Source organism: Martelella lutilitoris (assembly GCF_016598595.1).
GTDB classification, from domain to species: domain Bacteria; phylum Pseudomonadota; class Alphaproteobacteria; order Rhizobiales; family Rhizobiaceae; genus Martelella; species Martelella lutilitoris_A.
The window spans coordinates 1,043,337-1,067,144 of record NZ_CP066786.1; the positions used below are offsets into that span (position 1 = coordinate 1,043,337).

Consider the following 23,808-nt stretch of genomic DNA (forward strand, 5'->3'; position numbering starts at 1 on the left):
CCCGCGCGCGGGCATTCGCTAGGCGGAAAGCGAAGTCCCGGCCGCCCCATATCAGCCCTTCGGCATCAGCCGTTTTTCCGTGCGGAAATGGTGCATGGTCTCAAAGGAGCAGAATTCCACCGGGCCGAGACGGATCTCCTGCAGCTCCGGATAGACCGCCTCGAACAAGGCCGATGAGTGCTCGATGTGGGCTTTCGCGGTTTCAGCCGGCATGCGCCGGATGCGATAGGCGAACGAGATGTGGAACTGGTAGCGGTCGTGATCCTCGCGCTTCAGGCCCGTCGCCTCGGCAAGCCGGTCACGCATCCGCCAGAGTTCGTCGAAGCTTTTGCGGTCTGCGGGTTCGGCGTGGATGGAGTAACCGGCCTTCAGGTGGTCGGCACGCACGGTGACGCCGGAAAAGCCCTCTATATCCGCAGAAGCCGCGAGAAAATGACGGTTCATCTCGGCTAGCGACAATCCGCGCTCCAAGCCGTCCGGCCAGCCGTCGGTATCCAGCGGATTGCCGGAAATGCCGCAGAACACGGTCATGTGGAAGCTCTCATGCGGCAGGAAGGTGAAGTAACGCGCCGTCGGCAGCGTCTTCAGCTTTTCCTGCAATTCGCAAAGGATCGTGTATTCGCGCGATGACTTGTCGATATGGCAGATGAAGGTATTGCCGGGATAGGGCAGGACGCGTCCATCCGTCGCGAATTTTCCCCCGCCGTTGTCAGACGTGATGCTCGGCAGGGGTTTGCCCGCCTTGCCGGTTTCGTCGATGCGGTTGAGCCAGTTGTCGTGTTCAGCCTCGGTGCGCGCGGAATGGAAGTGTCGGGGGCTCATGAGAGCATGCCTTTTCTTGTTTTTCTTTTCAGGAATGAGAAAAGCCCGGCAACCGGTTCGACCGCCGGGCCGGGTGTTTCGCGGAAATCAGCGCTCGAGGATGACGTTGTCGACGAAGGCCTCTTCCATCGCCGTCTTGAACGGCTGGGCCGCGCCGGCGACCGAATACTGACGCTGGTCGTTGGAGATCAGCGCGTTGCTGTCATCGGCATTGGCGTTCATCGGCGCCGTGCCGAAGGTGGCGTTGAACGTGGTCTGGGTTTCCGGCGATGTCAGCCAGTCGATCAGAAGGGCGGCGGCGGCCGGATGCGGGGCGTTTTTGGGAATGGCAACGCCGTTGCCGCCGCCGTTCATGCCCATTTCCGGGATGTAGAGCTTGAGGTCCTTGCGGGCCTCGCCGCTCTTCTGCAGGCTTGCCAGATGGTCTTCCCAGACCGGTGCCATGAACAGCTCGCCATCGGACATGCGGATGATGCTGTCGGCGTTGGACGTGGTGATTACATAGTCGTCGGCATAATCGTTGAAGAAGGTGAAGCCGGGCTCAAGCGCCTCGATGCGGGCGGCGGAATCATCGCCGTCGTTGAAGTCGAGGCCGGAAAGGACGCGCAGGATGTTGGAATAGAAGGACGGGCCGGAGCCGCCATTCTCGTAGTTGAAGCCGAACTTGCCGGGATTGTCTTCCCAGAAAGCGGAGAAGTCTTCCGGCGTCTGGGGCAGGGCATTCTCGTCGACCTTGGCGGGGTCATAGGCAATGCCGGTCTGGTTGCCCCAATAGGCGTAAACATAGTCGCCGCCGTCGATATTGTTGACCGTGTTGATGCGGCCGGCGTCCTTGGGCAGCATGGAAAGCGGGGTGAAGAGCTTGGCGAAATCGAGCGTCGACATGTCGCCATAGCCCCAGGCGAAGACGTCGATGTCGCCGGTGTCGCTGGCGCTTGCGGCGAGAAGCTTGTCGGCATTGCCGGAGGCGGAGCCGCCGGCCGGGATGTTCACCTTGATGCCGTATTTTTCTTCAAAAGGCGCGACGACCTTGCGGAAATCGTCCTGGAAATACCAGACATACCAGTTGACCTCGCCTTCCTGCTTGGCCTTGGCGACGATGTCGTCCCAGCTCATCGCGGTGATGTCGGCAGCGAATGCGGCGCTTGCGCCAAACGCCAGTGCGGTGGTCGAAAGAATAAGCGTTTTCAGCATTTTGACAGTCTCTCCGTTGGGGTTCTTCCTGGGCATGCGACCGCGTTATCCCTTGCCTGATGCAAGCGTCGGATTTGCCGACTTCAGAAGCTTCTCGAGGATCAGCATCAGCAGAACATTGGGGACGACGAGGATGAGTGACAGCACGGCGGCATTGGGGCGGACGAAGTCCTGGCCGAGTGCTGCGTAAAGAAGGGTCGGGACCGTTACGATTTCCGGCGAGCCGACGATATAGGCGATGGCGAACTCCTCGATCGACTGGATGAAGACGATGAGGAGCGTGGCGAAGATGCCGGGCCGCAGCGCCGGCAGGTAGGCGGCGGTAAACCGCGCCCAGGGGCTTGCGCCGAGATCGCGCGCGGCATCGATATGATCCTGGCGGACCTGTTCGAAGCTCACCGTCATGATCCGGATCGCATAGGGCAGGAACAGCACCGAATGGGCAAAGACGATCGCGCCGAAACGGAAGTTCTGCAGCCCGAGCGTGAACAGAAGCGCGGTAAAGAAGATCGAGGTGACGAAGGGCGGCACGACGAGCGGCAGAAGGCAGAGGATCTTGGCGACCTCGCGGCCCGGAAAGGCAAAGCGCCCGAGCGCCAGCGCCGTCGGCAGCGACAGAAGCAGGCAGGTGACGGCAGCCGTCGGGGCGAGCGTATAGGACGTCACGAGCGCCTGCTTGAGGCCCGAATGCTGCCACATGTCCGACCAGCGGGCAAAGGACATGACCGGCGGTAGAAGCGTCGCGGCTGTCCACGGTTCCGCCGGGTCGGTCAGTGACCACAGAACCGCGATGGCGAAGGGAATGATCAGCCAGATGATGAAGACCACCGAGAGCAGGATCAGAAGGGCGAAAACGAGCTTCCTGCGGGTCATTTCAGCCGTCCCTTCATGATGAAACGCGCCGCGATCGCCAGGAGCGTGGAGCCGGCGAGCGCCAGCACCATCAGCGACACGCCGACGACGGCGGCCGAATGCCAGTCGCCGCGGCCCTTGAAGAACACCATCAGTTGGGCGAGCGACTGGACATTGGTGGGGCCGACAACCGTCTGAAAGGAGAAGTCAGCGAGTGCGCCGATGAAGATGATGACGAGGGCGGCCTGCATCGCGGAAACCGAGAGCGGCGCGATGACCTTGCGAAAGCGCGACCATGCGCCGGCGCCCATGTCGCGGGCCGCATCCAGCACGTCGTCGGAAATGCCCTGCACTGCCCCCGTCAGCAGCAGGAGCGCAAAGGGCAGGTTCTTCCACACCTGAAGGATGAGGACGGCGATGCCGTGACGGTCATTCTGCAGCCGGTGCGGTTCGCTCCAGATACCGAGCGCCTGCATCAGCTGGTTCAGCGGCCCGTGATAGGCAATGATGTTCAGGAACAGGAAGGCTGCGACCAGGCCATGCACCAGCATCGGCGCCTTCAGCATGGAGCCGATGGTCATCGAGCCGGAAAAGGGTTTTCTCAGCCAGATCGCCAGCGGGTAGGCAAGGGCGACCGAGAGGATGGCGCTGACCGTGCCGATATAAAGCGAATAGCGTACCGAGCGGGAAAACAGCCTGCGGCCGAAAACCTCGCCCCAATATTCAAACGAGAACTGGCCTTCCGCCCCGAAACTGAAATAGCCGAGTGACTGGGCGATCGCCATGTAGATGACCGTGCCGATCAGCGCCAGGATCAGACCTAGGCCGGGCGTCAGAAGGGCTGCGACCACAAGCCAGCGACGGGCGGTCATGTCTCCGCTCCCAGCAGAATCACGTCTTCCGGAGCGACGGTGAAATAGACGGTATCGCCTTCTCTCAAGTCCGTTTCACGGGCCTGGATACGGTAGGAGCTGCCGTTGGTCTCGGCGATAAGATCGGTGAAGTGCCCCTGGAAGGCGCGGGTCACGACCGTGCCCGAAAGCGCGCCGTCTGCAGGACCGCTCAGCAGGCGCGCGGTTTCCGGGCGGAAGCAGAGACAGATATTTCCTTCGGGAAGGGCAGCCTCGCCTGAGACCGAAAAGATGCCGGCTGGCGTATCGATGAGCCGGTCCTTGCCGCCGTCGCGCGGCTTGAGCTTCGCCGGCAGGATGTTGGCACCGCCGATGAAATCGGCGACGAAACGGGTGGCGGGCTTGCGGTAGAGCGTTTCCGGCGTGTCGGCCTGTTCCACCCTGCCGGCATTCATCACGAAGATCCGGTCGGAAAGCGCCAGCGCCTCGGCCTGGTCATGGGTCACGTAGATGGCGGTGAGGGCGAAATCCTGCTGGATGCGGCGGATCTCGATGCGCACCTGATCGCGCAGCTTGGCATCGAGGTTCGACAGCGGCTCGTCGAACAGGATGACGCCGGGGCGCATGACGAGCGCGCGACCGAGCGAGACGCGCTGCTGCTGGCCGCCGGAAAGCTGGTTCGGAAGCTTCTCAAGCTGCGGTTCCAGCCCGAGCTTTTCCGCCACCTCGCCGACGCGAAGGGTGCGATCCTTGCGCGGAATTTTCTTCTGCTTCAGCCCGAATTCGAGATTTTCCTTCACGCTCAGATGCGGAAAGAGCGCGTAGGACTGGAAGCAGAGCGCGGTATCGCGCGCCTCCGGCGGTCTGTCTGTCACATCCTCCTCGCCGAGGAAAATGCGGCCGGACGACGGCTTCAGAAAGCCGGAAATCATCTTCAACAGAGTGGTCTTGCCGCAGCCTGATGGTCCGAGAAGCGTCACGAACTCGCCCGGCGCGACATCGAAACTGATGTCGTTGACGGCCGTGAAACGGTCGAAACGCATGACCAGATGGTCCGCTGAAATGCCTGTCATTCATGTCTCCCCCTGTTGAGGTGATAGTTTATTACTCATTGTAAGTAAAATTAATATGACAATGGTGCTGCATTTTCCTGACAGCCGGGTTCGCGCCAGGGCCGCAAATCTGGATTCCGGCGCACAAACATGCTCAAAGGCTTCTGGCGGTAGGTAGGAGAAGAGGCGTGCAATGGGCTCGGCGGAAGAGATGAGCGGTGCGGAAGGGGTAAATCCGGTCTTTGAGATCGGCCGCAGCGGCGCGCTGGTTCTCGACGCCATCCGGCGCGGCGGCTCGGTCGCCCGCTCGGATCTCACCGAACGCACGCCGCTATCCCAGCAAAGCGTGCACCGCCTCGCCGAAGACCTTCTGGAAAAGGGCTTCCTCAGGCTGGAAGCGCCGAAGATCGCCGGACGCGGCAAACCGAGCCCGCGGCTGGCGCTCTCGCCGGACGGCGCATACGGGATCGGGATTGCCGTCGACACCGAAGAGGTGCGCGTCGCCGTCACCAATATTGTCGGCGATATCCTCCATCTCGTGATCCTCGACGTCGAGCCGAACGACCCCGAGCGCGTGCGCGACGAGGCGGCTGAGCGCGTGCCGGAGATCGTCGCGGGGCTGAAGCTTGACCGGCGCAGGATCGCGGGCGTCGGCATTTCCATGCAGGGCTATCGCCGCACGCGCTCCCTGGCCTTCGTGCCGCCGCCGAAGATTGCCGCCTGGCGTGACCGCGATGTGGGCGAGATTTTCGCAGGCGCGTTTGGCCTGCCGCTGATGGCGGAGAACAACGCGACCCTTGGCGCGGAAGCGGAAAACTGGGTCGGCGCCGGCCTGCGCTTCGACAATTTCGCCTATCTGTCGATCAATCTCGGTTTCGGCGGCGGCGTCGTCATCAACGGCGCGCCCTATCTAGGCCACCATATGAACGCGGCGGAAATTTCCTCGATCTACACGCCGGAAGAGCAGGAGCGCCGTCCGGCGCTCAGAACGCTGATTGCGATGCTGCGCGAGGCCGGGCGCGATATCGGCTCCGTCAATGCTTTGAAGCGGCACTATGACCCGTCCTGGCCGGAAATCGACCGCTGGATCGAAAGGGTCACCCCCGCGCTTGACCAGATGCTCAGGGCGATGACCGGCATTCTCGATCCGGCGGCCATCGTCTTCGGCGGCGAGGCGCCGCGTGACCTGAGGGTGCGTCTGGCGCACGCGGCAAACCCGCGCACGGTCGACGAGATCAACCTGCCGTTTCCCGGTCCCGAACTGCTGATCAGCGAGATCGAGACCGATCCGAACGTTCTGGGGGCCGCACTCCTGCCGATCCGCAAGCGACTGTTCAGTGCGACACCCTGATTTCAGGCGTGAACGCCTAGCCCCGCTCGACGCAGAGCGCGACGCCCATGCCGCCGCCGATGCAGAGCGTCGCAAGGCCTTTGCGGGCGTCGCGGCGCTTCATTTCGTGCAGCAATGTTACGAGGATACGCGCGCCGGAGGCGCCGATCGGATGGCCGATAGCGATCGCTCCGCCATTGACGTTGACCTTTTCCGGGTCAAAGCCGAGCCCGTCATTGACGGCGCAGGCCTGGGCGGCAAAGGCTTCGTTGGCTTCGACAAGGTCGAGGTCGCCGACGGACCAGCCGGCTTTTTCCAGCGCCTTGCGCGAGGCCGGGATCGGGCCGGTGCCCATGATGGAAGGGTCGACGCCGGCGGTTGCCCAGGAGGCGATCCGGGCAAGCGGCGTCAGGCCGCGGCGGGCGGCTTCATCTGCATGCATCAGGACGAGAGCGGCCGCGCCGTCATTGAGGCCCGAGGCATTGCCCGCCGTCACCGTGCCGTCCTTGTCGAAGGCCGGGCGAAGGGCGGCCAGCGTCTCGGCGCTGGCGTCGGGGCGGATCTGCTCGTCGGTATCGACGATGGTTTCGCTTCTGCGCGATTTCACGGCGAAAGGCACGATCTCCTCGGCAAACCGTCCGGCCGCGCGCGCGGCGGTCGCCTTGCGATGGCTGGAAAGCGCGAATTCATCCTGGCGGGCGCGGTCGATGCCGCATTGCCGGGCAATGTTCTCGGCGGTGATGCCCATATGCATGCCGCCGAAGGCATCCGTCAGGCCGTCGCCGACCATGGTGTCGACGAAGCTCGCCGTGCCCATCTTGTGGCCGCTGCGCAAATGGGCGCAATGGGGCGAGAGCGACATGGATTCCTGTCCCCCGGCCACCACGATGCGGGCATCGCCCATGGCGATCTGCTGCATGCCGAGCGCCACGGTGCGCAGGCCGGAACCGCAGACCTGATTGATCAGAAAGGCCGTCGCGCTATCGGGAATGCCGGCGGCAATGGCCGCCTGGCGGGCCGGGTTCTGCCCGGCGCCCGCCGTCAGCACCTGGCCGAGGATGACTTCGTCCACTTCGTCAGGGCTCACGGCAGCGCGCTGAAGCGCTGCGGCGATCGCCGTGCTGCCGAGCTGATGGGCAGGCACAGCGGCGAAGGACTTCATGAAGGCGCCGACGGCCGTGCGCGCGGCGGAAACAATGACGACGTCGCTCATTGGCCGCTCTCCCGATCAAGGCCGACCTCGAAGCGCGCTTCTGTCTTGGCGGTGATCTCGTCGAGCGTGACGCCATCGGCCAGTTCGGTCAGGACCATCTTCACCGGTCCCTGCCTTGCAATGGTGAAGACGCCAAGATCGGTGATCACCATGTCGGCCACGCGGGTGCCGGTCAGCGGCAGGGTACATTCGCGCAGGAGCTTCGGTGAACCCTTCGCCTCATGCTCCATCACCACGACGACGCGCTTGACGCCGGCGACGAGATCCATCGCCCCGCCCATGCCCTTGACCATCTTGCCCGGGATCATCCAGTTTGCGAGATCGCCGTTTTCGGCCACCTGCATGGCGCCGAGAATCGACAGGTCGATATGGCCGCCGCGGATCATCGCGAAGCTTTCCGAACTCGAAAAGAAGCTGGTTTCGGGAAGCGCGGTCACCGTCTGCTTGCCGGCATTGATCAGGTCGGCATCTTCTTCGCCGTCGTAGGGGAAGGGCCCCATGCCCATCATGCCGTTCTCGCTCTGCAGGCGCACATCCATGTCGTCGGGAATGAAATTGGCGACAAGGGTCGGAATGCCGATGCCGAGATTGACATAGAAGCCGTCTTCAAGTTCGCGGGCGGCGCGGGCCGCCATCTGGTCACGTGTCCAGGCCATGTCACGCCTCCTCCGAATTGCGTTCGCGCACGGTTCGCTTCTCGATGTGCTTCACCGGGTCCGGCACATGAACGATGCGGGAAACGAAGATGCCGGGAGTGTGGATATGATCGGGATCGATCTCGCCCGGGGCAACCAGATGCTCGACTTCGGCAACCGTCAACCGGGCGGCTGTCGCCATGTCCGGATTGAAATTGCGCGCGGTCTTGCGATAGACGAGATTGCCCTCGTGATCGCCTTTGTAGGCATGGACGAGGGCGACATCGGCGAAAAGGCCGGTCTCCATCACATAGTCCTCGCCGCCGAAGCTGCGGATCTCCTTACCCTCGGCGATCATCGTGCCGACGCCGGTCTTGGTGAAGAAGGCGGGAATGCCCGCGCCCCCGGCGCGGATGCGTTCGGCGAGCGTGCCCTGCGGGTTGAATTCGAGTTCCAGCTCGCCGCCGAGATATTGTTCGGCGAAGAGCTTGTTCTCGCCCACATAGGACGAGATCATCTTTCGGATCTGCCGGGTTTCCAGAAGCCGGCCGAGGCCGATCCCGTCGACGCCGGCATTGTTGGAGATGACCGTCAGGTCGCGCGCGCCCGACTGCAGGACCGCGTCGATCAGCGCTTCGGGAATGCCGCACAGGCCGAAGCCGCCCGACATGATCACCATGCCGTCCCGCAACTGTCCGGCGAGCGCCTCGGCCGCCGATTGATAGACTTTCCGCATTGCCTCCTCCCAGAGAAATTGCACTTTGTCAGATGCAGAATAAGGCTTGCGGCGGGGAAGGGCAGAGTCGTATTTATACGACATGAATACTGCTCAAACCACCTTCACCCTGTCCGAGCTTCCGGTGCCGCTGGTCTTTGCCACGCATCGTGTGATCCGCGACTGCAACGCGGAATTCGCAGTGCTGTTCGGCTATGATCGTGCCACCCTCGTCAACAAGAGCTTCGCGCGCCTTTACCCGGCGATCGACGATTTCGTGCGCACAGGCGAGATGTGGCGGGACAATCTGCCGGGCGGCGCGGTCTATTACGACGAGCGCATCATGGCCGCGACCGACGGGCGCCGTTTCTGGTGCCGGGTCAGGGGGCGCTCGCACAATATGGACGATCCATTCGCCGCCGCCGTCTATTGTTTCGAGCCGATCGCACGGCCGGTTTCGACGGCAAACAGGGGGTTGACCGGCCGCCAGCGCCAGATCCTGACGCTGGTCGCCCAGGGCAAGACCAATGCCGCGATCGCCGAGGAGCTGGGGCTTTCGCGCCGGACCATCGAGATGCACCGCCTGCGCATGACGCGGGCGCTTGGTCTTGCCAACACTGCCGAACTCATCGCCTGGTTCCTCAACAGCGCCGAGGGCAGCGCGGAGCAGTGTCGGTAAACTCGCGAACTGACGGAAGCATGTCATGGACAGGCGCGGCTGTGAGGCAGACCCGCGGCGCATGGCTGCGATGAGATATTGTCAATATTCGTCGCTGCCGACCGGACTATATTACGTAAAAGCACAATTCGCCCAAGGAGCAGACGTCATGTCTTTCGGACGTACCCAGGACAAGGCCGCTCGCGCGCGCAATCCGTTTGTTCGTTTCGCCCACGGCATTCACGATTTCATCGAGACTTACCAGGACATTCAGCGCGAAGCCCGTCGTCGCTACCCTGACAGCTTCCGCTGAGGCGCCTCGCGGAGCGACCCCGCAAGGAAGCCGCGCGGGTCCTCCTCCAGAAATGATGTCGATCAAGGAAAGCCTCTCGTCGACGGTCTATTCGGGCGTTTGAGCGGCCCGTCAGTTGCGTTTTCGGCCGCGCCGGTGTCTGGCGACGGAGGAGGAGGCGATTGACAGAACATCTGCCATTTCAGGTCATGGGCAAGCCGACCGGTCCGCGCTGCAATCTCGATTGCACCTACTGCTACTATCTGGAAAAGGAAGAGCTCTATCCGGACGTCAAGCGCTTCACCATGCCGGATGCGGTGCTTGAAGCCTATATCCGCGACTACCTCGCCTCGCAGGCCGGCTTTCCCTCCCGGGAGATACGATTCAACTGGCAGGGCGGCGAACCGACCATGCTCGGCCTCGACTATTTCCGCCGCATCGTCGATCTGCAGCGGAAACATCTGCCGCGCGGCAAGACGATCGCCAACACGATCCAGACCAACGGCACGCTGCTGGACGACGAATGGTGCGCTTTTCTGAAGGACAATGATTTCCTCGTCGGCGTCAGCATAGACGGCCCGCGCGAACTCCACGACCGTTTCCGCACCTATCGCAACGGCCGGCCGAGTCATGCTGCCGTGATGGCGGGGATCGAGCGGATGAAGGCGCACGGCGTCGAATTCAACACGCTGACCGTCGTCAACCGCGAGAATGCCGCCTATCCGGAGGAAATCTATCAGTTCCTCAAGGATATCGGCTCCACCTATCTTCAGTTCATTCCGATTGTCGAGCGGACCGCCGACGGTCATTCTCTGGCGCCTGCGCCGCAGATCGACGAGGACGGCGTCACCTATGACGTGACGGCCTGGAGCGTGCTGCCGCGGGCCTATGGCGATTTCCTCTGCGGCATCTTCGACGCATGGATCAGCCGGGATGTCGGCCGCGTTTTCGTCCAGTTCTTCGACCTTCAGCTTGGCCTGTGGATGGGCGCTCCGGCGACGATGTGCTGGTTTGCCGAGACCTGCGGCCAGGGCCCGGCGCTTGAGCACAATGGCGACCTCTATGCCTGCGATCACTATGTGTATCCGGAGTACCGCCTCGGCAACGTAATGGAAATCCCGATTGCCGAGATGATGGCCTCCGACGCGCAACGTCAGTTCGGGCTGGACAAGCGCGAAGCGCTGCCCGCCCAGTGCCGGAGCTGCGATCTCCGGTTCGCCTGCAATGGCGGCTGTCCGAAGCATCGTTTCCTGAAAACGAAGGATGGAGAACCCGGGCTCAATTATTACTGCCGGTCGATGGCCCGGTTCAACAGGCATGCAGGCCCCGCCATGAAGGTCATGGCCCACCTCGTGCGTTCGGGACGTCCGGCTTCGGATATCATGCAACTGCGAAGATCGGGGCGGCTTCCCGGTGCTTCGGCCGTTGCGGGGCGGCCGGGCCGCAATGACCGCTGCCCCTGCGGCAGCGGCCTGAAATACAAGCAGTGCTGCGGCAGGCCCTGAGCGCGGCCTGAAGCCTTCGCTATTATGGCGCGCCGGATAAGGCCCGTCCCGCTCGGCGCGTCCCGAAAACGAAGAACCCCCGACGGCAGGGCCGTCGGGGGTTCTCACATCAGTACCTCGCCGCGCGATCAGGCGCTCTGGCGGCGATCATTCTGGCGGTTGCGCTGGCGGCGCGGACGCGATTTCGCCGGGCTGTTGCGATTGGCGCCTTCGCGATGACCGTTCTCGCGGGCATCACCCGCGTGACGCTGGCCGCCGTTGCCGGAGGGCCGGGCGCGACGCGCGGGCTTGCCGGAGGCATTGCTGCGGCCACGACCGCCGCGACCCTTGGCGGGACGGTCGGCATGGGCGTGCGGCTCGCCGGAGGCAACCGCGATCTCGATGCCCGTCAGGCGCTGGATATCGCGCAGCAGGCCCGATTCCTCGGGCGTGCAGAAGGCGATCGCCTTGCCGTCATTGCCGGCGCGCGCGGTGCGGCCGATGCGGTGGACATAAGCGTCCGCCACTTCCGGCAGGTCGTAGTTATAGACATGGGTAACGCCGGGCACGTCGATGCCGCGCGCGGCGACGTCCGTTGCCACCAGCACGTTGATCTCGCCGGTCTTGAAGGCCTTCAGCGCGCGCTCGCGCTGACCCTGGCTCTTGTTGCCGTGGATCGAGGCCGTGGCAAAGCCGCGGCTGTCGAGGTGCTTCATCAGCTTCTCCGCGCCGTGCTTGGTGCGCAGGAAGACGATGGCGCGGCCTTCCGGATGGCTGGTCAGTTCCTGACGCAGGAGTTCGACCTTGTCAGCCTTGCCGGCAACGAAATGAACCGCCTGGTCCACCTTGTCGGCGGTCTTGCCGGGAGGCGAAACCTCGACGCGCTGCGGATTGGTGAGGAAGCGCTGCGACAGATCGGCAATCGATTTCGGCATGGTGGCCGAAAACAGCATGGTTTGGCGCTCGTCGGGAACCAGCGAGGCGATCTTCTTCAGGTCGTGAATGAAGCCGAGGTCCAGCATCTGGTCGGCCTCGTCGAGGACGAGGAAGCGCACGGCGTCAAGCCGGAGCGCGCGGCGGTCCAGGAGGTCGAGCAGGCGACCGGGGGTGGCGACCAGAATATCGGTGCCGGCGGCAAGCTGGTGCTGCTGCCGGTTGATGGATGCGCCGCCGACGACGATGTTGACCTTCAGCGGCGTCTTGCGGGCGAAGATGCGCAGGTTTTCTGCGATCTGGTTCACCAGTTCGCGCGTCGGAGCGAGGATCAGCGTCTTGACCGTCTTCGGATCGGGCTTTTTGCCGTTTTGCAGCAGCATGTCGATCAGCGGCAGGCCGAAGGCGGCCGTCTTGCCGGTGCCGGTCTGGGCAAGGCCCATGACATCACGGCCCTCAAGCACCAGCGGGATCGCCTTTTCCTGGATCGGGGTCGGCTTTTCATAGCCTTCGCCGGCGATGCGGGAGACGAGCTGGGCGGAGAGGCCGAGTGTGGAAAAATCTGTCAAATCAATTGCGCCTTTCAAGGCATGCCGAAACGCCACCTGAGCCTGGCCCTCATGCCCAAAGCCGGTGATTTCGGTTTCAAGAACCCCGCGTGAAGTGGGATCTTATGGGTGGAAAATGCCTTCCGCGCGCCGGGCGGGAGCCCGGTCTTTCATCAAGCGCTTGACCTGACCTTGCCCGAACCGCTTGGGTTCATCTTGGCGGGCATGCTCACGCGGCATGCGAACAGGTGGAAAGCCTTTGCCGTAAATGAGGCTTGGTCTGGCAAAAGTCAAGCGGCAAGTTCGTCGCGCCGGAAATCAGGGCTTTTCGGGCCGTTTGCCGGCCAGCATCTCCCGCTTTCCGGCAAAACCGGACTGCCGGTTGACCGTAAAGCCCGCCGCCTGAAGGTTGCGGCGCACGAAACCGGCCGCCGTGTAGGTGCCGAATGTGCCACCCGGTCCGGTATGGTCGAAAACGGCCTGCATCAGCGCGGCGGACCACATGTCGGGATTGCGGGATGGCGCGAAGCCGTCGAGATACCATGCGTCGAAGCGCCCGGCTGATGCGGTGAGCGAGGTGAGCGCGTCGCCGCAATGGACGACAAGCCGCGTCTGCGGGTCGATCTCGATCTCGATCGTATCCGAAGGTTCGTCCGGCCAGCGCGAGACGAGCGCACGCCGTTCTTCCGCGATCTCCGGCCAGGGCGAGAGCGCGCGGTCAATCTCGACTGTCTTCATCGGGTATAGCTCAAACGAGGAGAAGCAGAGCCGCGCGTCAGCCGAGCGGAGGCGCTTCCACTGGCGCAGGGTTTCGCAGAAATTGAGCCCCGTGCCGAAGCCGAGTTCGCCGATGGAAAAGGTTCCGCCCGCCTGCCACCGCTCCGGCAGACGGTTCGCGGCGATGAAGACGTGATCGCACTCGGCCCGTCCGTCGGCCTTCGAATAGAAATGGTCCTGAAAGGCATTCGAAAACGGCATGTCGCTTTCGTGCCAGACAAGCGTCTCCGCGCCGGTTTTGCTTGCATCAGCGTCGTGTTTGTGGTCCGCATCGCCCATGATGAATGGCGATAATACGAATATGACCGCGCGTCAAAAGACATCCGCAGATCTTGTGGTCATCGGCGGCGGAATCATGGGGCTCTGGGCGGCCTATCATGCGGAGAAGGCGGGCATCGAGACGCTGCTGATCGATCGCGACGCCCTGGGAAGCGGCGCAAGCAACGGGCTTCTCGGCGCGCTGATGGCCTATATGCCGGACCAGTGGGACGAGAAGAAGCAGTTCCAGTTCGAGGCGCTGGCGGCGCTTGAGGGTCAGCTGCGGCTGCTGGAAGAGGAGACGGGGCTGCAAACGGGTTATCGCCGCTCGGGCCGGGTCATGCCGCTCTATCAGGAGCGGCAGTTGAAGACGGCGCAGCTTCGCGCCGAAGAGGCGGCGAGGAACTGGCGGCTCGGTGATCAATGCTTCGAATGGAAAGTGGTCGAGGAACTGCCGGATGTGGGCTGGCCGTCAGGGAGCGAGGGAGCGCTCGCCTACGTCCATGAAACGCTCGCCGCCCACGTCGCCCCGCGCGGCGTCGTTGCCGCTCTCGAGGCCTTTCTCGCGACCGCCCGCCATGTCCGGATCATCCGCGAAGAAGTCGCCGCAATCGATGCCGGAGCGCACGGCATCGTGCTTTCGGACGGGGAACGTATTGGCTTTGGCAAGGCCATCGTCTCTGCCGGCGTGGGGGCTTTTTCGCTATTGCAGCCTTTGTGGGCGCCTGACGGCCAGCCGCTCGGTCGGCCGGTCAAGGGGCAGGCGGCGCTGCTCGCCGCCGATTGCGATCCGGCTTTGCCAATCTTCTTCGACAACGGCCTTTACGTGATTGCCCATGCCGGCGGCCGGGTCGCGATAGGCTCCACCTCGGAAGACGAATTCGACGCCGCTTTCACGACGGATGACAAGCTTGAAGCCCTGATCGCCGCCGCCTGCATTGCCGTTCCCGCGCTCAGTGATGCGCCGGTCGTCGAGCGCTGGGCGGGGCTTCGCCCGCGCGGCGTCCACCGCGAACCGATGATCGGGGCGCTGGAGAACATGCCCGACGTGATCGCGCTCGGCGGCGGCTTCAAGACAAGCTTCGGTATCGCCAACCGGCTCGCCGGTCACGCGATCGGCCTTGCCAGCGGTAACACCGTTTCGGTGCAGGACCTGCCGGATATATATAACCCCGAAATTTACTTGAGGCGCGCCAATAAAAACCTCGGTTGAGTGAGTAAAACCCTTCATCTCGTCGTATCAGTGTCATCGGAATCGCGTATCGGAAGGCATGTTCATCTGTATTTCTCCGTGTGACCCCGATGCCCTCCGACAAGCCACGTTATGCCATCAGCTTCACCCCGGCGCCGCATGAGGCGCTCGGCATTGTCGGGGCCAACTGGGTCGGCCGCAACGCCTATTCCGGCCAGCCGATCGAGCCGCCGATGATCGGCGGCATGTCGCTGTCGGAGATCGCCTTTCACACTGCCCTGCCGCGCCGTTACGGTTTTCAGGGCATGCTGAAATCGCCGTTTCATCTTGCCGAAGGCACAAGCGAGGCTTTGCTGCTCAACGCGCTGATGCGGTTCGCCACGGGTTGGAAGCCGTTCTTCCTGCCGCCGCTGAAGGTCGTGCGGCGGCGCGACAGCCTGGCCTTCGCTCCGGCCGTCGCCGTGCCCGCGCTCGATGATCTCGCCGCCGCCGTGGTTTCCGAATTCGATCCGTTCCGCGCGCCCCTGAGCGAGGCGGAACTGGAGCGGCGCGATACCGGCGCCTTGTCGCCGGTGCAGTTTGCCAATCTCCACCGCTGGGGGGAGCCGGACGTGATGTCGGCCTTCGCGTTTCATATGCCGCTCACCGGCCCGCTGCGGCCGCGCGACATGGAGCGGATGGAACGCGCGGCGCTGGAATTCTTCGGCCCGATCCTGGCCGAACCCGTGGAGTTCGAGAATATCGCGCTTTTCGTCGAGGAGGAGCCGGGCGCGCCGTTCTGCGTTCACTCCCTCCATCCCATGGGCGCGCTTCCGGCCCGGCGGACAGCCTGAGATGCTTGATTTCTGTGACTTTTGCGGCTTTCCTCTTTCGGTGTCCGGGCCGGTGGAGTAGCCTCGGGCGATACTGAGAACGAGGCTTGCATGAGTGCTGAAACGAGCGGGTATCCGCGCGAACTGATCGGCTATGGGCGCAATGCGCCGGATCCCAAATGGCCGGGAGATGCCCGCATCGCGGTGCAATTCGTCATCAATTACGAGGAAGGCGGCGAGAGCTGCATTCTCGACGGTGATCCCGCGTCGGAGAACCTCCTGTCGGAGATCGTCGGCGCCGAGCCCTGGCCCGGCCAGCGCAATCTCAACATGGAATCGCTTTACGAATACGGCTCGCGCGCCGGCTTCTGGCGGCTGTACCGTCTGTTCACGGGGTTGAAGATCCCGGTCACCGTATACGGCGTCACGCGCGCCATGGAGCGCAATCCGGAAGCCGTAGCCGCGATGAGGGAAGCGGGCTGGGAGATCGCCAGCCACGGCCTGCGCTGGCTCGAATACAAGGATTTCGATATCGAGACCGAGCGCGCCCATATCCGCGAGGCGGTGCGGCTGCACACCGAATTGACCGGCGAGCGGCCCTACGGGCTTTACCAGGGCAAGCCCTCGGTCAATACGCTCGATCTGGTGATGGAGGAGGGCGGCTTTCTCTATTCCTCCGACACCTATGCCGATGACTTGCCCTATTGGGTGCGGACGCCGGACGGCAAGCCCTTCCTGCGCATTCCCTATACGCTCGACAATAACGACATGCGCTTTGCCACGCCGCAGGGCTTCAATTCCGGTGAACAGTTCTTCGCCTATCTTAAGGACGCCTTCGACACGCTTTACGAGGAAGGCCGGCAGGGCGTGCCGAAGATGATGTCGGTCGGCCTCCATTGCCGGATTGTCGGCAAGCCGGGCCGGACGGCGGCGCTGAAACGCTTTCTTGAATATGTTCAGACGCACGACAGGGTGTGGATCCCCCGTCGCATCGACATTGCCCGCCACTGGTACGACCATCATCTGCCGAAGGAAGACGCCCCATGATCGCACGCGAAGAGTTTGTCAGCCGGTTCGGCGGCGTATTCGAATATTCGCCTTTCATCGCCGAACGCGCCTATGATCAGGGCCTTGTCGAAGAACCGCTGACGGCCGATGGCGTGCATCAGGCGCTGTGCACGGTGTTCCGTGCGGCAAGCGACGAGGAGCGTCTCGGCGTGCTGCGCGAGCATCCGGATCTTGCCGGGAAACTTGCCGTTTCGGGAGAACTGACGGAGGAAAGCAGGCGCGAACAGGCCGGCGCCGGGCTTGATCAGCTGAGCCCGGAAGAGCATGCGGAGTTTACGGGACTCAATTCCGCCTATATAGAGAAATTCCAATTTCCTTTCATTATTGCAGTCAGCGGGCTCAATAAGGACGATATTCTCGCCGCCTTCAAACGCCGGATCGACAATTCCGCCGAGGAGGAGCTGGCTACCGCCTGTCACCAGGTCGAGAAGATCGCCGGGTTCCGCTTGCAGTCCCTTCTCGCGGAGTAATTGATGTCCGAACAAGAAACGAGTGTGGCCCTGCCCGATTTCGCCGTGGGTGCGATCAACCTTGCCTCGGCGCGGCTTGGCGCGCGCGCGATTTATGCGACCGACCAGTTCTTTGCGCCGCTGGCGCGCATGCTCAAGGATGATTCGCCCGTCTTCCTGCCCGGGGAGTATGACGAGCACGGCAAGTGGATGGACGGTTGGGAAAGCCGCCGCAAGCGCGTGCCCGGCCATGACTGGGCGATCATCCGTCTTGCCATGCCGGGCCGCATCCGCGGCTTCGATGTCGATACCTCGCATTTCACCGGCAATTATCCGCCGCAATGCTCGATCGAAGGCTGCTACATGGAGAGCGGCGACCCGGACGAGAATGCCGACTGGCAGGAGGTTCTGGCAAGGCGCGATCTCGGGCCGGACAGCCACCATTTCTTCGAGATGGAGCAGGATACCCGCCAGAAGGTTTTCACCCATCTCAGAGTCCATATCTATCCCGACGGAGGGATTGCCCGGCTCAGGGCCTATGGCTCGGCCTATTTCAACTGGGACAAGGTCGGCGACGGCGAGGAAGTCGATCTCGCCTATATATTCGGTGGCACCCATGCGCTGCACTGGTCGGATGCCCATTACGGCCATCCCGACCGCACGCTTGCGCCCGGACGCGGCGTCAATATGGGCGACGGCTGGGAAACCGCCCGCCGGCGCGGCCCCGGCCATGACTGGATGATCCTGAAGCTCGGCCATCCGGGCATCATTCGCCGCATCGTCGTCGATACGGCCCATTTCAAGGGCAATTTTCCCGATACCTGCATGCTGCTCGGCGCCAACCTGCCGGAGCAGAATGACGTGTTCTCGCCGGAAGAGCTCGCGGCTTCGGAAAACTGGGCGCCGATCCTGGACGAGACCAAGCTTCAGGCGGACAATATCCACGAATTTTCCGGCGCTTCGGTGCACAATATCGGCCCGGTGACCCATGTCCGACTGGCGATCTTCCCGGACGGCGGGGTCAGCCGCCTGCGGCTATACGGAGTGAAGGCCTAGGATGAGCATCAGCTTGCCCGTTGAGAAACTCACCCCGGAGGCCTTCGCGCCCTTCGGCACGGTGATCGCGCCGGACCCCGCAACGGCAAGAACGATCAATGGCGGCACGACCACGCGCTTCCATGCGCTGGCCACCTGCGAGGCCTATGGCACGGATGCGGCGGTGATCATCAGCATCTTCCGGGGGAGCCCGCGGCGTTTTCCCTATCAGGTGGACATGATGGAGCGGCACCCGCTCGGCAGCCAGAGCTTTTCGCCGCTTTCGCCCCGTCCCTTCCTCGTCGTCGTCGCCGAGGATCACGGCGGCACGCCGGCCAAGCCGCGCGTGTTTCTCGCGGAGAACGGGCAGGGGGTCAATTACCGCGCCAATGTCTGGCATCATCCGCTGATGGCGCTTGGGAAGCCGAGCGATTTTCTGGTTGTCGATCGCGACGGACCCGGCGACAATCTGGAGGAATATATCTATCCCGCCCTGTTCACCATCGAGGAGACTGCGTTTTGACCGGCCTGACAACACATGTTCTCGACACCGCACTTGGGCAGCCTGCTTCGGAGATGAAGATCGATCTTTACCGTCTGCACGGCGAGAAGCGAGACTTCATCAAGACGGTCTATACCAATGATGACGGCCGCGTCGACGGCGGGCCGATCATTGCCGGGAATGACCTGGAGGTCGGGCAGTATGAACTGGTCTTCCACGCCGGCGAATATCTCAGGCGCAGCGGCGCGACGCTGACGGAGCCGGCCTTTCTGGAAGATATTCCGCTGCGTTTCGCCATCGCGGACGTGACGGCGCATTATCACGTGCCGCTGCTGCTTTCGGCCCACGCTTATTCCACCTATCGCGGAAGCTGACTCCCATGAAAATCGCGGCAATCGCCGATATCCATGGCAATATCGATGCGCTGGAGGCGGTGCTGGCCGATCTCGAGCGCCACAAGCCGGACATGATCGTCAATCTCGGCGATAGCCTGTCATCGCCGCTCGCGGCCGGCGAAACCGCCGACCGGCTTTTGCCGCTGTCGCTGCCGACGGTGCGCGGCAATCATGACCGCTGGCTGGTCGACCGTCCGGAAAGCGAGATGGGCGACTGGGAGGCCCCGGCCTTCCGGCAGCTTTCAGCCAGACATCTGAAATGGATCCGCGACATGCCAAGCGCGCTGGTTGTCGAGAGTGAGGTCTATCTCTGTCACGCCACGCCGCAGAAGGACGACGTGATGTGGACCGAGGAACTGCTGCCGTCCGGCCATTTCGCGTTGAAGGAGCAGGCGGAAATCGAGGCGCTCGCGCAAGGGATTGCCTATCCGCTGATCCTCTGCGGCCATTCCCACATTGCCCGTTCGGTGATGCTTTCCGGCGACCGGATCCTCGTCAATCCCGGCTCCGTCGGCTGTCCCGGTTTTACCTACCACATCCCTGTCGACCACAAGCTGGAAACGGCACATCCCTTTGCCTGCTACGCGATCGTCGAGAAGACCGACGCCGGCTGGCAGCCGAGCTTCCATCAGGTCCGCTACGATACATCCCGCATGGCCGCGCTGGCGCGAAACGCAGGGTATGAGGACTGGGCGCGTGTGATCGCGACGGGGCGGGTCGAATAGGCGCTGTTGCGCGACCGTTTGTTGAAGAGAAGAAGGAGGTTTCGCCGCATCCTCTTGTGTCATGCTCGGACTTGATCCGAGCATCCATTCTGCCCAGTTCATTCAGCACTGAGCATTGTTGCTAAGGTTTTGCGCGTCCGCCTGGATCCTCGTGTCAAGCACGAGGATGACGCAGAAAAAGCGTTGCATCTCTTTGCGCGCCGAAACATTTTCGTCTCAAAACCCCACCTTCGCAATGATATCCCGATTGATCTCCTCGATATCGCGCTTGCCGCAAAGAGCCATGGTCACGTCAAGTTCCTTGCGGATGATGTCGAGGGCGCGGGTGACGCCTTTCTTGCCCATGGCGCCAAGGCCGTAAAGATAGGGTCGGCCGATATAGGTGCCCCTGGCGCCGAGCGCGCGGGCCTTCAGCACGTCCTGGCCGGAGCGGATGCCGCCATCCATGTGGATTTCGATATCGCCCTGAACCGCATCGACGATTTCCGGCAGGACAGAGATCGAGGAGCGGGCGCCATCAAGCTGGCGGCCGCCGTGATTGGAGACGATGATCGCGTCCGCGCCGGTCTTTGCCGCCATCTTCGCGTCCTCGGCATCGAGCACGCCCTTCAGGATCAGCGGTCCGCCCCAGCGTTCCTTGATCCAGTCGACATCGGCCCAGGAGAGCTTCGGGTCGAACTGCTCGGCGGTCCAGACCGCAAGCGAGGAAAGGTCAGAGGAGGCCGGCGCATGGCCGACGATGTTGCGGAAGGTGCGGCGTTTGGTCTGAAGCATCTCCAGCGCCCAGAAGGGCCGCGTGCCCACCTGCCAGACATGTTTCGGCGTGAATTTCGGCGGAGTCGACAGCCCGTTGACGAGGTCCTTGTGACGCTGGCCGAGGATCTGCAGGTCAAGTGTGAGCACCAGTGCGCCGCACTTGGCGGCCTTCGCCCGGTCGATCAGATCGCCGACGAAGCCGCGATCCTTCATCACGTAAAGCTGGAACCAGAAGGGCTCTTTCGTGTTTTCCGCGACATCCTCGATCGAGCAGACGCTCATGGTCGACAGCGTGAAGGGAACGCCCGCCTCTTCGGCCGCCTGCGCCGCCAGGATTTCGCCATCGGCATGCTGCATGCCGCAAAGCCCGGTCGGGGCGAGCGCGACGGGCATCGAGACCTTGCGGCCGATCATCGTCGTTTCCAGCGAGCGGTCGGTCATGTCGACCAGCACGCGCTGGCGCAGGTTGATCCTGGCGAAATCCGTCTCGTTGGCGCGGTAGGTGCTTTCCGTCCATGCGCCGCTGTCGGCATAGTCGAAAAACATCTTCGGCACGCGCCATTTCGCACGTTTCTTCAGGTCGGCAATGGTCAACGGCTCTGAAAACATGAGCTCCTCCCGCATCAAATATGAATGCTCTTATTACATATGAGTTGATTTCTGCCAACCGGCTTCTGACCGCCGCGCCTACACACCGGATTTCACCGGACTTCCCGCGACATAGGTTTCGGCGATCGCCCTGTCGTCTCCTATTGTCTGCAACAGGAAGAGTTCCTCAGCAAGGGTGGTGATGGCGTCCATCTTCAGCGCCATGGCGGGTGTTGCTCGGGCGTCGAGCACCACGAGATCGGCATCGCTGCCGGGGGCGAGCGTGCCGATCCGATCCGAAAGCGAAAGCGCTTCGGCATTGCCCAGCGTCATCGCATAAAAGCTTACCAGCGGATTGAGGCGTTCGCCGCGCAATTGCTGGATCTTGTAGGCCTCGTCCATGGTCTTCAGCATGGAATAGCTGGTGCCGCCGCCGATATCGGTGGCAACGGCAATGCGCACGGGCTTCTCGCGGGTCTCGTAATCCCTGAACGGGAACAGTCCCGAGCCGAGGAAGAGGTTGGATGTTGGGCAGTGGACGGCGACCGCGCCGGTCTCGTGAAGCAGGTCGCGTTCGCGCTCGGACAGGTGGATCGCGTGGCCGAGCAGGGTCTTCGCGCCCAGAAGGTCATAGCGGGCGTAGATGTCCGTATAGTCCTGCGCTTCCGGATAAAGCTCCAGCGCGCGTTCGATTTCCGCCGTGTTTTCGGAAAGATGCGTCTGGATATGCAGGTCGGGAAATTCCCGCGCCAGCGCTCCGGTCACTTCCATCTGCGCGTGCGAGGAGGTCAGCGCGAAACGCGGCGAGATCACCACGTGGTTGCGCGCCTTGCCGTGCCATTCCGCAATGACAGCCTTGGTGTCGTCATAGGCCGATTGCGGCGTGTCGGTCAGCGCTTCCGGCGCATTGCAATCCATCAGAACCTTGCCGCCGAGCATCAGCATGTTGCGCTTTGACGCTTCCGCGAAATAGGCGTCTGCCGAGGCCTTGTGCACCGAGCAATAGGCAACCGCCGTCGTCGTGCCCTGGCGGATCATTTCGTCGAAAAAGGAAACGGCGATGCGCGCGCCATGGGCGGGATCGGCGAAGCGCTGCTCCTCGACGAAGGTGTAGGTGTTGAGCCATTCCAGAAGATTGGAGGCATAGGAACCGACCACCTGCATCTGCGGAAAGTGAAGATGCGTGTCGATCAGGCCCGGCAGGATCAGGTTCGGACGGTGGTCGACGATTTCCGCGCCCTCCGGCGCATCGAGCAGGATGGTTTCGAACGGCCCGAACGCCAAAATGCGGCCCTCTGAAATCAGCAGGCCGCCATCGTCCTCATACACATAGCTTTCGGTGTCCGAGAGGGACAGAGGCCGGCGGCTGAAGCTCAAAAGCCGGCCCCTCAGGATGCGTGGTGGTGTCATTCAGCCTTCTTTCCGCTGGTGCTGGATCTGTACCAGGCCACCAGTTTTGCCCGCTCGTCATCCGTCATGCCGGTTACATTCCCCGGAGGCATGGCATGGCTGCGGCCGGCCTGCAAGTAAATCTGGCTTGCGCGCGATGCGATTTCGGCGTCGGTCTCGAAGCGGACATTGAGCGGCGGGCGGTGAATGCCGTCATAGACGGGTTCTGCCATGTGGCACATCGAACAGCGCGTCGAGACCACCTGCTTGGCGGCGGCGAAATGCGGGTCCTGTGCAAATTTCTCGAAAGCGGGGGCGACCGCCATGTCGGGATTTTCCGACTTGAAGAATTGCGGCGAGGTGGAGAGCCACATGATCACGATGAAGATGATCGCCGTCAGCAGCCAGGTCCAGTTCGGCTCGCCCTTGCGGGCATGCACGGTGTTGAAATAGTGCCTTATGGTCACGCCCATCAGGAACACCAGCGAGGCGATGATCCAGCTGTATGTGGTCGCGAACGCCAGCGGATAGTGGTTCGAGAGCATGAAGAAGATGACCGGCAGCGTCAGGTAGTTGTTGTGGAGCGAGCGCTGCTTGGCCTCCTTGCCGAGCTTCGGATCGGGCGTCTTGCCGGCCTTCAGGTCGGCCACCACGATCTTCTGGTTGGGGATGATCACGAAGAACACATTGGCGGTCATGATCGTCGCCGTGAACGCGCCCATATGCAGGAAGGCGGCGCGGCCGGTGAAGAGGTGCGAGTAGCCCCAGGCCATGAAGACCAGCAACACGTAGAGCAGCAGCATCAGCCCGATCGTGTGCTTGCCGAGCGGGGACTTGCAGAGATAGTGGTAGAACAGCCAGCCGATCGACAGCGATGCCAACGAGATCAGGATCGCGACGGGGGCGGAGACGTCGAGCACGCTGCGATTGACCAGGAACAGGTCCGCGCCGCCGTAATAGACCAGCGCCAGCATCAGGAAGCCGGTCATCCAGGTGAAATAGGATTCCCACTTGAACCAGATCAGGTGCTCCGGCATATGCGCCGGCGCGACCATGTATTTCTGTATATTGTAGAACCCGCCGCCATGGACCTGCCATTCCTCGCCGGAAACGCCTTCCGGCAGCCCGGGACGGGAGACGAGGCCGAGATCGAGCGCGATGAAGTAGAAGGAAGAGCCGATCCAGGCGATGGCGGTGATGACATGCAGCCAGCGCACGGCGAATTGCGCCCATTCCCAGATGATGGCGAGTTCAAACATAAATTGTGCCCCCGATAGTCAGAT

General features: G+C 62.8%; 25 protein-coding genes. 12 read left to right on the forward strand and 13 right to left on the reverse strand.

Features of this window, described 5'->3' with window-relative positions; translation table 11 throughout:
- Positions 1-51: 51 nt before the first annotated feature.
- The 5 genes from JET14_RS04785 to JET14_RS04805 all read right to left on the reverse strand — a co-directional run bounded on the left by JET14_RS04785 (position 52) and on the right by JET14_RS04805 (position 4,792).
- Positions 52-822, reverse strand: coding sequence for a DUF1868 domain-containing protein (locus JET14_RS04785; protein ID WP_200337034.1), 771 nt, complete (start codon positions 820-822; stop codon positions 52-54).
- Positions 823-909: 87 nt separating this feature from the next.
- Positions 910-2,016, reverse strand: a complete 1,107-nt coding sequence (locus JET14_RS04790) for an extracellular solute-binding protein (protein ID WP_200337035.1) — start codon at positions 2,014-2,016, stop codon at positions 910-912.
- A gap of 45 nt (positions 2,017-2,061) precedes the next feature.
- Positions 2,062-2,889 carry an ABC transporter permease gene (locus tag JET14_RS04795; protein WP_200337036.1) on the reverse strand — a complete coding sequence of 276 codons (828 nt, stop codon included), beginning with the start codon at positions 2,887-2,889 and terminating at the stop codon, positions 2,062-2,064.
- On the reverse strand, positions 2,886-3,740 hold the full coding sequence (locus JET14_RS04800; protein WP_200337037.1) for an ABC transporter permease: 855 nt from the start codon (positions 3,738-3,740) through the stop codon (positions 2,886-2,888). Before JET14_RS04800 ends, JET14_RS04795 begins: the two co-directional genes overlap by 4 nt.
- A complete protein-coding gene (locus JET14_RS04805; RefSeq protein ID WP_200337038.1) occupies positions 3,737-4,792 on the reverse strand; it encodes an ABC transporter ATP-binding protein in 1,056 nt (351 codons plus the stop codon). The genes JET14_RS04800 and JET14_RS04805 overlap by 4 nt, the downstream gene beginning before the upstream one ends.
- Positions 4,793-4,964: 172 nt before the next feature.
- Between JET14_RS04805 and JET14_RS04810 the strand changes: the two genes are divergently transcribed.
- The gene (locus JET14_RS04810) at positions 4,965-6,122 is read left to right on the forward strand and encodes an ROK family transcriptional regulator (protein ID WP_200337039.1); all 1,158 of its coding nucleotides are present in this window, start codon (positions 4,965-4,967) and stop codon (positions 6,120-6,122) included.
- A gap of 16 nt (positions 6,123-6,138) precedes the next feature.
- Here the strand turns inward: JET14_RS04810 and JET14_RS04815 are convergent, their stop codons facing one another.
- The 3 genes from JET14_RS04815 to JET14_RS04825 are packed head-to-tail and all read right to left on the reverse strand — an operon-like array spanning position 6,139 to position 8,685.
- Positions 6,139-7,314 carry an acetyl-CoA C-acetyltransferase gene (locus JET14_RS04815; protein WP_200337040.1) on the reverse strand — a complete coding sequence of 392 codons (1,176 nt, stop codon included), beginning with the start codon at positions 7,312-7,314 and terminating at the stop codon, positions 6,139-6,141.
- Positions 7,311-7,970 (reverse strand): 3-oxoacid CoA-transferase subunit B, encoded by a 660-nt coding sequence (locus JET14_RS04820; protein WP_200337041.1) that lies wholly within the window; start codon positions 7,968-7,970, stop codon positions 7,311-7,313. Before JET14_RS04820 ends, JET14_RS04815 begins: the two co-directional genes overlap by 4 nt.
- A 1-nt stretch (position 7,971) precedes the next feature.
- Complete coding sequence (locus JET14_RS04825) at positions 7,972-8,685, reverse strand: CoA transferase subunit A (protein ID WP_200337042.1); 714 nt, start codon at positions 8,683-8,685, stop codon at positions 7,972-7,974.
- A gap of 82 nt (positions 8,686-8,767) precedes the next feature.
- On the opposite strand from JET14_RS04825, the gene JET14_RS04830 reads away from it, so the two are divergent.
- The 3 genes from JET14_RS04830 to JET14_RS04840 all read left to right on the forward strand — a co-directional run bounded on the left by JET14_RS04830 (position 8,768) and on the right by JET14_RS04840 (position 11,119).
- Positions 8,768-9,343, forward strand: coding sequence for a helix-turn-helix transcriptional regulator (locus JET14_RS04830; RefSeq protein WP_200337043.1), 576 nt, complete (start codon positions 8,768-8,770; stop codon positions 9,341-9,343).
- Between the two features lie 148 nt (positions 9,344-9,491).
- On the forward strand, positions 9,492-9,635 hold the full coding sequence (locus tag JET14_RS04835; RefSeq protein WP_200337044.1) for a hypothetical protein: 144 nt from the start codon (positions 9,492-9,494) through the stop codon (positions 9,633-9,635).
- A gap of 161 nt (positions 9,636-9,796) precedes the next feature.
- Positions 9,797-11,119 (forward strand): anaerobic sulfatase maturase, encoded by a 1,323-nt coding sequence (locus tag JET14_RS04840; RefSeq protein ID WP_200337045.1) that lies wholly within the window; start codon positions 9,797-9,799, stop codon positions 11,117-11,119.
- A gap of 128 nt (positions 11,120-11,247) precedes the next feature.
- Here JET14_RS04840 and JET14_RS04845 read toward each other — a convergent pair whose 3' ends face one another.
- The gene (locus JET14_RS04845) at positions 11,248-12,600 is read right to left on the reverse strand and encodes a DEAD/DEAH box helicase (protein WP_200337046.1); all 1,353 of its coding nucleotides are present in this window, start codon (positions 12,598-12,600) and stop codon (positions 11,248-11,250) included.
- 297 nt (positions 12,601-12,897) lie between these two features.
- Positions 12,898-13,635 (reverse strand): tRNA (5-methylaminomethyl-2-thiouridine)(34)-methyltransferase MnmD, encoded by a 738-nt coding sequence (gene mnmD, locus JET14_RS04850; protein WP_200337047.1) that lies wholly within the window; start codon positions 13,633-13,635, stop codon positions 12,898-12,900.
- 22 nt (positions 13,636-13,657) lie between these two features.
- On the opposite strand from mnmD, the gene JET14_RS04855 reads away from it, so the two are divergent.
- The 8 genes from JET14_RS04855 to JET14_RS04890 all read left to right on the forward strand — a co-directional run bounded on the left by JET14_RS04855 (position 13,658) and on the right by JET14_RS04890 (position 19,792).
- The gene (locus JET14_RS04855; RefSeq protein ID WP_200337048.1) at positions 13,658-14,827 is read left to right on the forward strand and encodes an NAD(P)/FAD-dependent oxidoreductase; all 1,170 of its coding nucleotides are present in this window, start codon (positions 13,658-13,660) and stop codon (positions 14,825-14,827) included.
- Between the two features lie 89 nt (positions 14,828-14,916).
- A complete protein-coding gene (locus tag JET14_RS04860; protein ID WP_200337049.1) occupies positions 14,917-15,639 on the forward strand; it encodes a DUF1045 domain-containing protein in 723 nt (240 codons plus the stop codon).
- A gap of 90 nt (positions 15,640-15,729) precedes the next feature.
- Positions 15,730-16,665 (forward strand): allantoinase PuuE, encoded by a 936-nt coding sequence (gene puuE / locus JET14_RS04865; protein ID WP_200337050.1) that lies wholly within the window; start codon positions 15,730-15,732, stop codon positions 16,663-16,665.
- Entirely contained in the window at positions 16,662-17,156 is a 495-nt protein-coding gene (gene uraD, locus JET14_RS04870) for a 2-oxo-4-hydroxy-4-carboxy-5-ureidoimidazoline decarboxylase (RefSeq protein WP_200337051.1), read from the forward strand. Before puuE ends, uraD begins: the two co-directional genes overlap by 4 nt.
- Before the next feature lie 3 nt (positions 17,157-17,159).
- Positions 17,160-18,191, forward strand: a complete 1,032-nt coding sequence (alc, locus tag JET14_RS04875; protein WP_200337052.1) for an allantoicase — start codon at positions 17,160-17,162, stop codon at positions 18,189-18,191.
- A gap of 1 nt (position 18,192) precedes the next feature.
- The gene (locus JET14_RS04880) at positions 18,193-18,693 is read left to right on the forward strand and encodes an ureidoglycolate lyase (protein WP_200337053.1); all 501 of its coding nucleotides are present in this window, start codon (positions 18,193-18,195) and stop codon (positions 18,691-18,693) included.
- Positions 18,690-19,046 carry a hydroxyisourate hydrolase gene (gene uraH / locus JET14_RS04885; protein ID WP_200337054.1) on the forward strand — a complete coding sequence of 119 codons (357 nt, stop codon included), beginning with the start codon at positions 18,690-18,692 and terminating at the stop codon, positions 19,044-19,046. Before JET14_RS04880 ends, uraH begins: the two co-directional genes overlap by 4 nt.
- A gap of 5 nt (positions 19,047-19,051) precedes the next feature.
- On the forward strand, positions 19,052-19,792 hold the full coding sequence (locus tag JET14_RS04890) for a metallophosphoesterase family protein (protein ID WP_200337055.1): 741 nt from the start codon (positions 19,052-19,054) through the stop codon (positions 19,790-19,792).
- Between the two features lie 216 nt (positions 19,793-20,008).
- Here JET14_RS04890 and JET14_RS04895 read toward each other — a convergent pair whose 3' ends face one another.
- From JET14_RS04895 to JET14_RS04905, 3 genes are all read right to left on the reverse strand, one after another.
- Positions 20,009-21,157: an alpha-hydroxy acid oxidase gene (locus JET14_RS04895; protein ID WP_432443064.1), complete on the reverse strand. Its 1,149-nt coding sequence runs from the start codon at positions 21,155-21,157 to the stop codon at positions 20,009-20,011.
- A 78-nt stretch (positions 21,158-21,235) separates the two neighbouring features.
- Complete coding sequence (guaD, locus tag JET14_RS04900; protein WP_200337057.1) at positions 21,236-22,546, reverse strand: guanine deaminase; 1,311 nt, start codon at positions 22,544-22,546, stop codon at positions 21,236-21,238.
- The gene (locus JET14_RS04905) at positions 22,543-23,784 is read right to left on the reverse strand and encodes a urate hydroxylase PuuD (protein WP_200337058.1); all 1,242 of its coding nucleotides are present in this window, start codon (positions 23,782-23,784) and stop codon (positions 22,543-22,545) included. Before JET14_RS04905 ends, guaD begins: the two co-directional genes overlap by 4 nt.
- Positions 23,785-23,808: the final 24 nt, after the last annotated feature.

Coding starts and splice junctions, on each gene's coding strand:
- JET14_RS04785 (WP_200337034.1), bottom strand. CDS start 822: ATGAGCCCCCGACACTTCCATTCCGCGCGCACCGAGGCTGAACACGAC.
- JET14_RS04790 (WP_200337035.1), bottom strand. CDS start 2,016: ATGCTGAAAACGCTTATTCTTTCGACCACCGCACTGGCGTTTGGCGCA.
- JET14_RS04795 (WP_200337036.1), bottom strand. CDS start 2,889: ATGACCCGCAGGAAGCTCGTTTTCGCCCTTCTGATCCTGCTCTCGGTG.
- JET14_RS04800 (WP_200337037.1), bottom strand. CDS start 3,740: ATGACCGCCCGTCGCTGGCTTGTGGTCGCAGCCCTTCTGACGCCCGGC.
- JET14_RS04805 (WP_200337038.1), bottom strand. CDS start 4,792: ATGACAGGCATTTCAGCGGACCATCTGGTCATGCGTTTCGACCGTTTC.
- JET14_RS04810 (WP_200337039.1), top strand. CDS start 4,965: ATGGGCTCGGCGGAAGAGATGAGCGGTGCGGAAGGGGTAAATCCGGTC.
- JET14_RS04815 (WP_200337040.1), bottom strand. CDS start 7,314: ATGAGCGACGTCGTCATTGTTTCCGCCGCGCGCACGGCCGTCGGCGCC.
- JET14_RS04820 (WP_200337041.1), bottom strand. CDS start 7,970: ATGGCCTGGACACGTGACCAGATGGCGGCCCGCGCCGCCCGCGAACTT.
- JET14_RS04825 (WP_200337042.1), bottom strand. CDS start 8,685: ATGCGGAAAGTCTATCAATCGGCGGCCGAGGCGCTCGCCGGACAGTTG.
- JET14_RS04830 (WP_200337043.1), top strand. CDS start 8,768: ATGAATACTGCTCAAACCACCTTCACCCTGTCCGAGCTTCCGGTGCCG.
- JET14_RS04835 (WP_200337044.1), top strand. CDS start 9,492: ATGTCTTTCGGACGTACCCAGGACAAGGCCGCTCGCGCGCGCAATCCG.
- mnmD (WP_200337047.1), bottom strand. CDS start 13,635: ATGGGCGATGCGGACCACAAACACGACGCTGATGCAAGCAAAACCGGC.
- JET14_RS04855 (WP_200337048.1), top strand. CDS start 13,658: ATGACCGCGCGTCAAAAGACATCCGCAGATCTTGTGGTCATCGGCGGC.
- JET14_RS04860 (WP_200337049.1), top strand. CDS start 14,917: ATGCCCTCCGACAAGCCACGTTATGCCATCAGCTTCACCCCGGCGCCG.
- puuE (WP_200337050.1), top strand. CDS start 15,730: ATGAGTGCTGAAACGAGCGGGTATCCGCGCGAACTGATCGGCTATGGG.
- uraD (WP_200337051.1), top strand. CDS start 16,662: ATGATCGCACGCGAAGAGTTTGTCAGCCGGTTCGGCGGCGTATTCGAA.
- alc (WP_200337052.1), top strand. CDS start 17,160: ATGTCCGAACAAGAAACGAGTGTGGCCCTGCCCGATTTCGCCGTGGGT.
- JET14_RS04880 (WP_200337053.1), top strand. CDS start 18,193: ATGAGCATCAGCTTGCCCGTTGAGAAACTCACCCCGGAGGCCTTCGCG.
- JET14_RS04890 (WP_200337055.1), top strand. CDS start 19,052: ATGAAAATCGCGGCAATCGCCGATATCCATGGCAATATCGATGCGCTG.
- JET14_RS04895 (WP_432443064.1), bottom strand. CDS start 21,157: ATGTTTTCAGAGCCGTTGACCATTGCCGACCTGAAGAAACGTGCGAAA.
- guaD (WP_200337057.1), bottom strand. CDS start 22,546: ATGACACCACCACGCATCCTGAGGGGCCGGCTTTTGAGCTTCAGCCGC.
- JET14_RS04905 (WP_200337058.1), bottom strand. CDS start 23,784: ATGTTTGAACTCGCCATCATCTGGGAATGGGCGCAATTCGCCGTGCGC.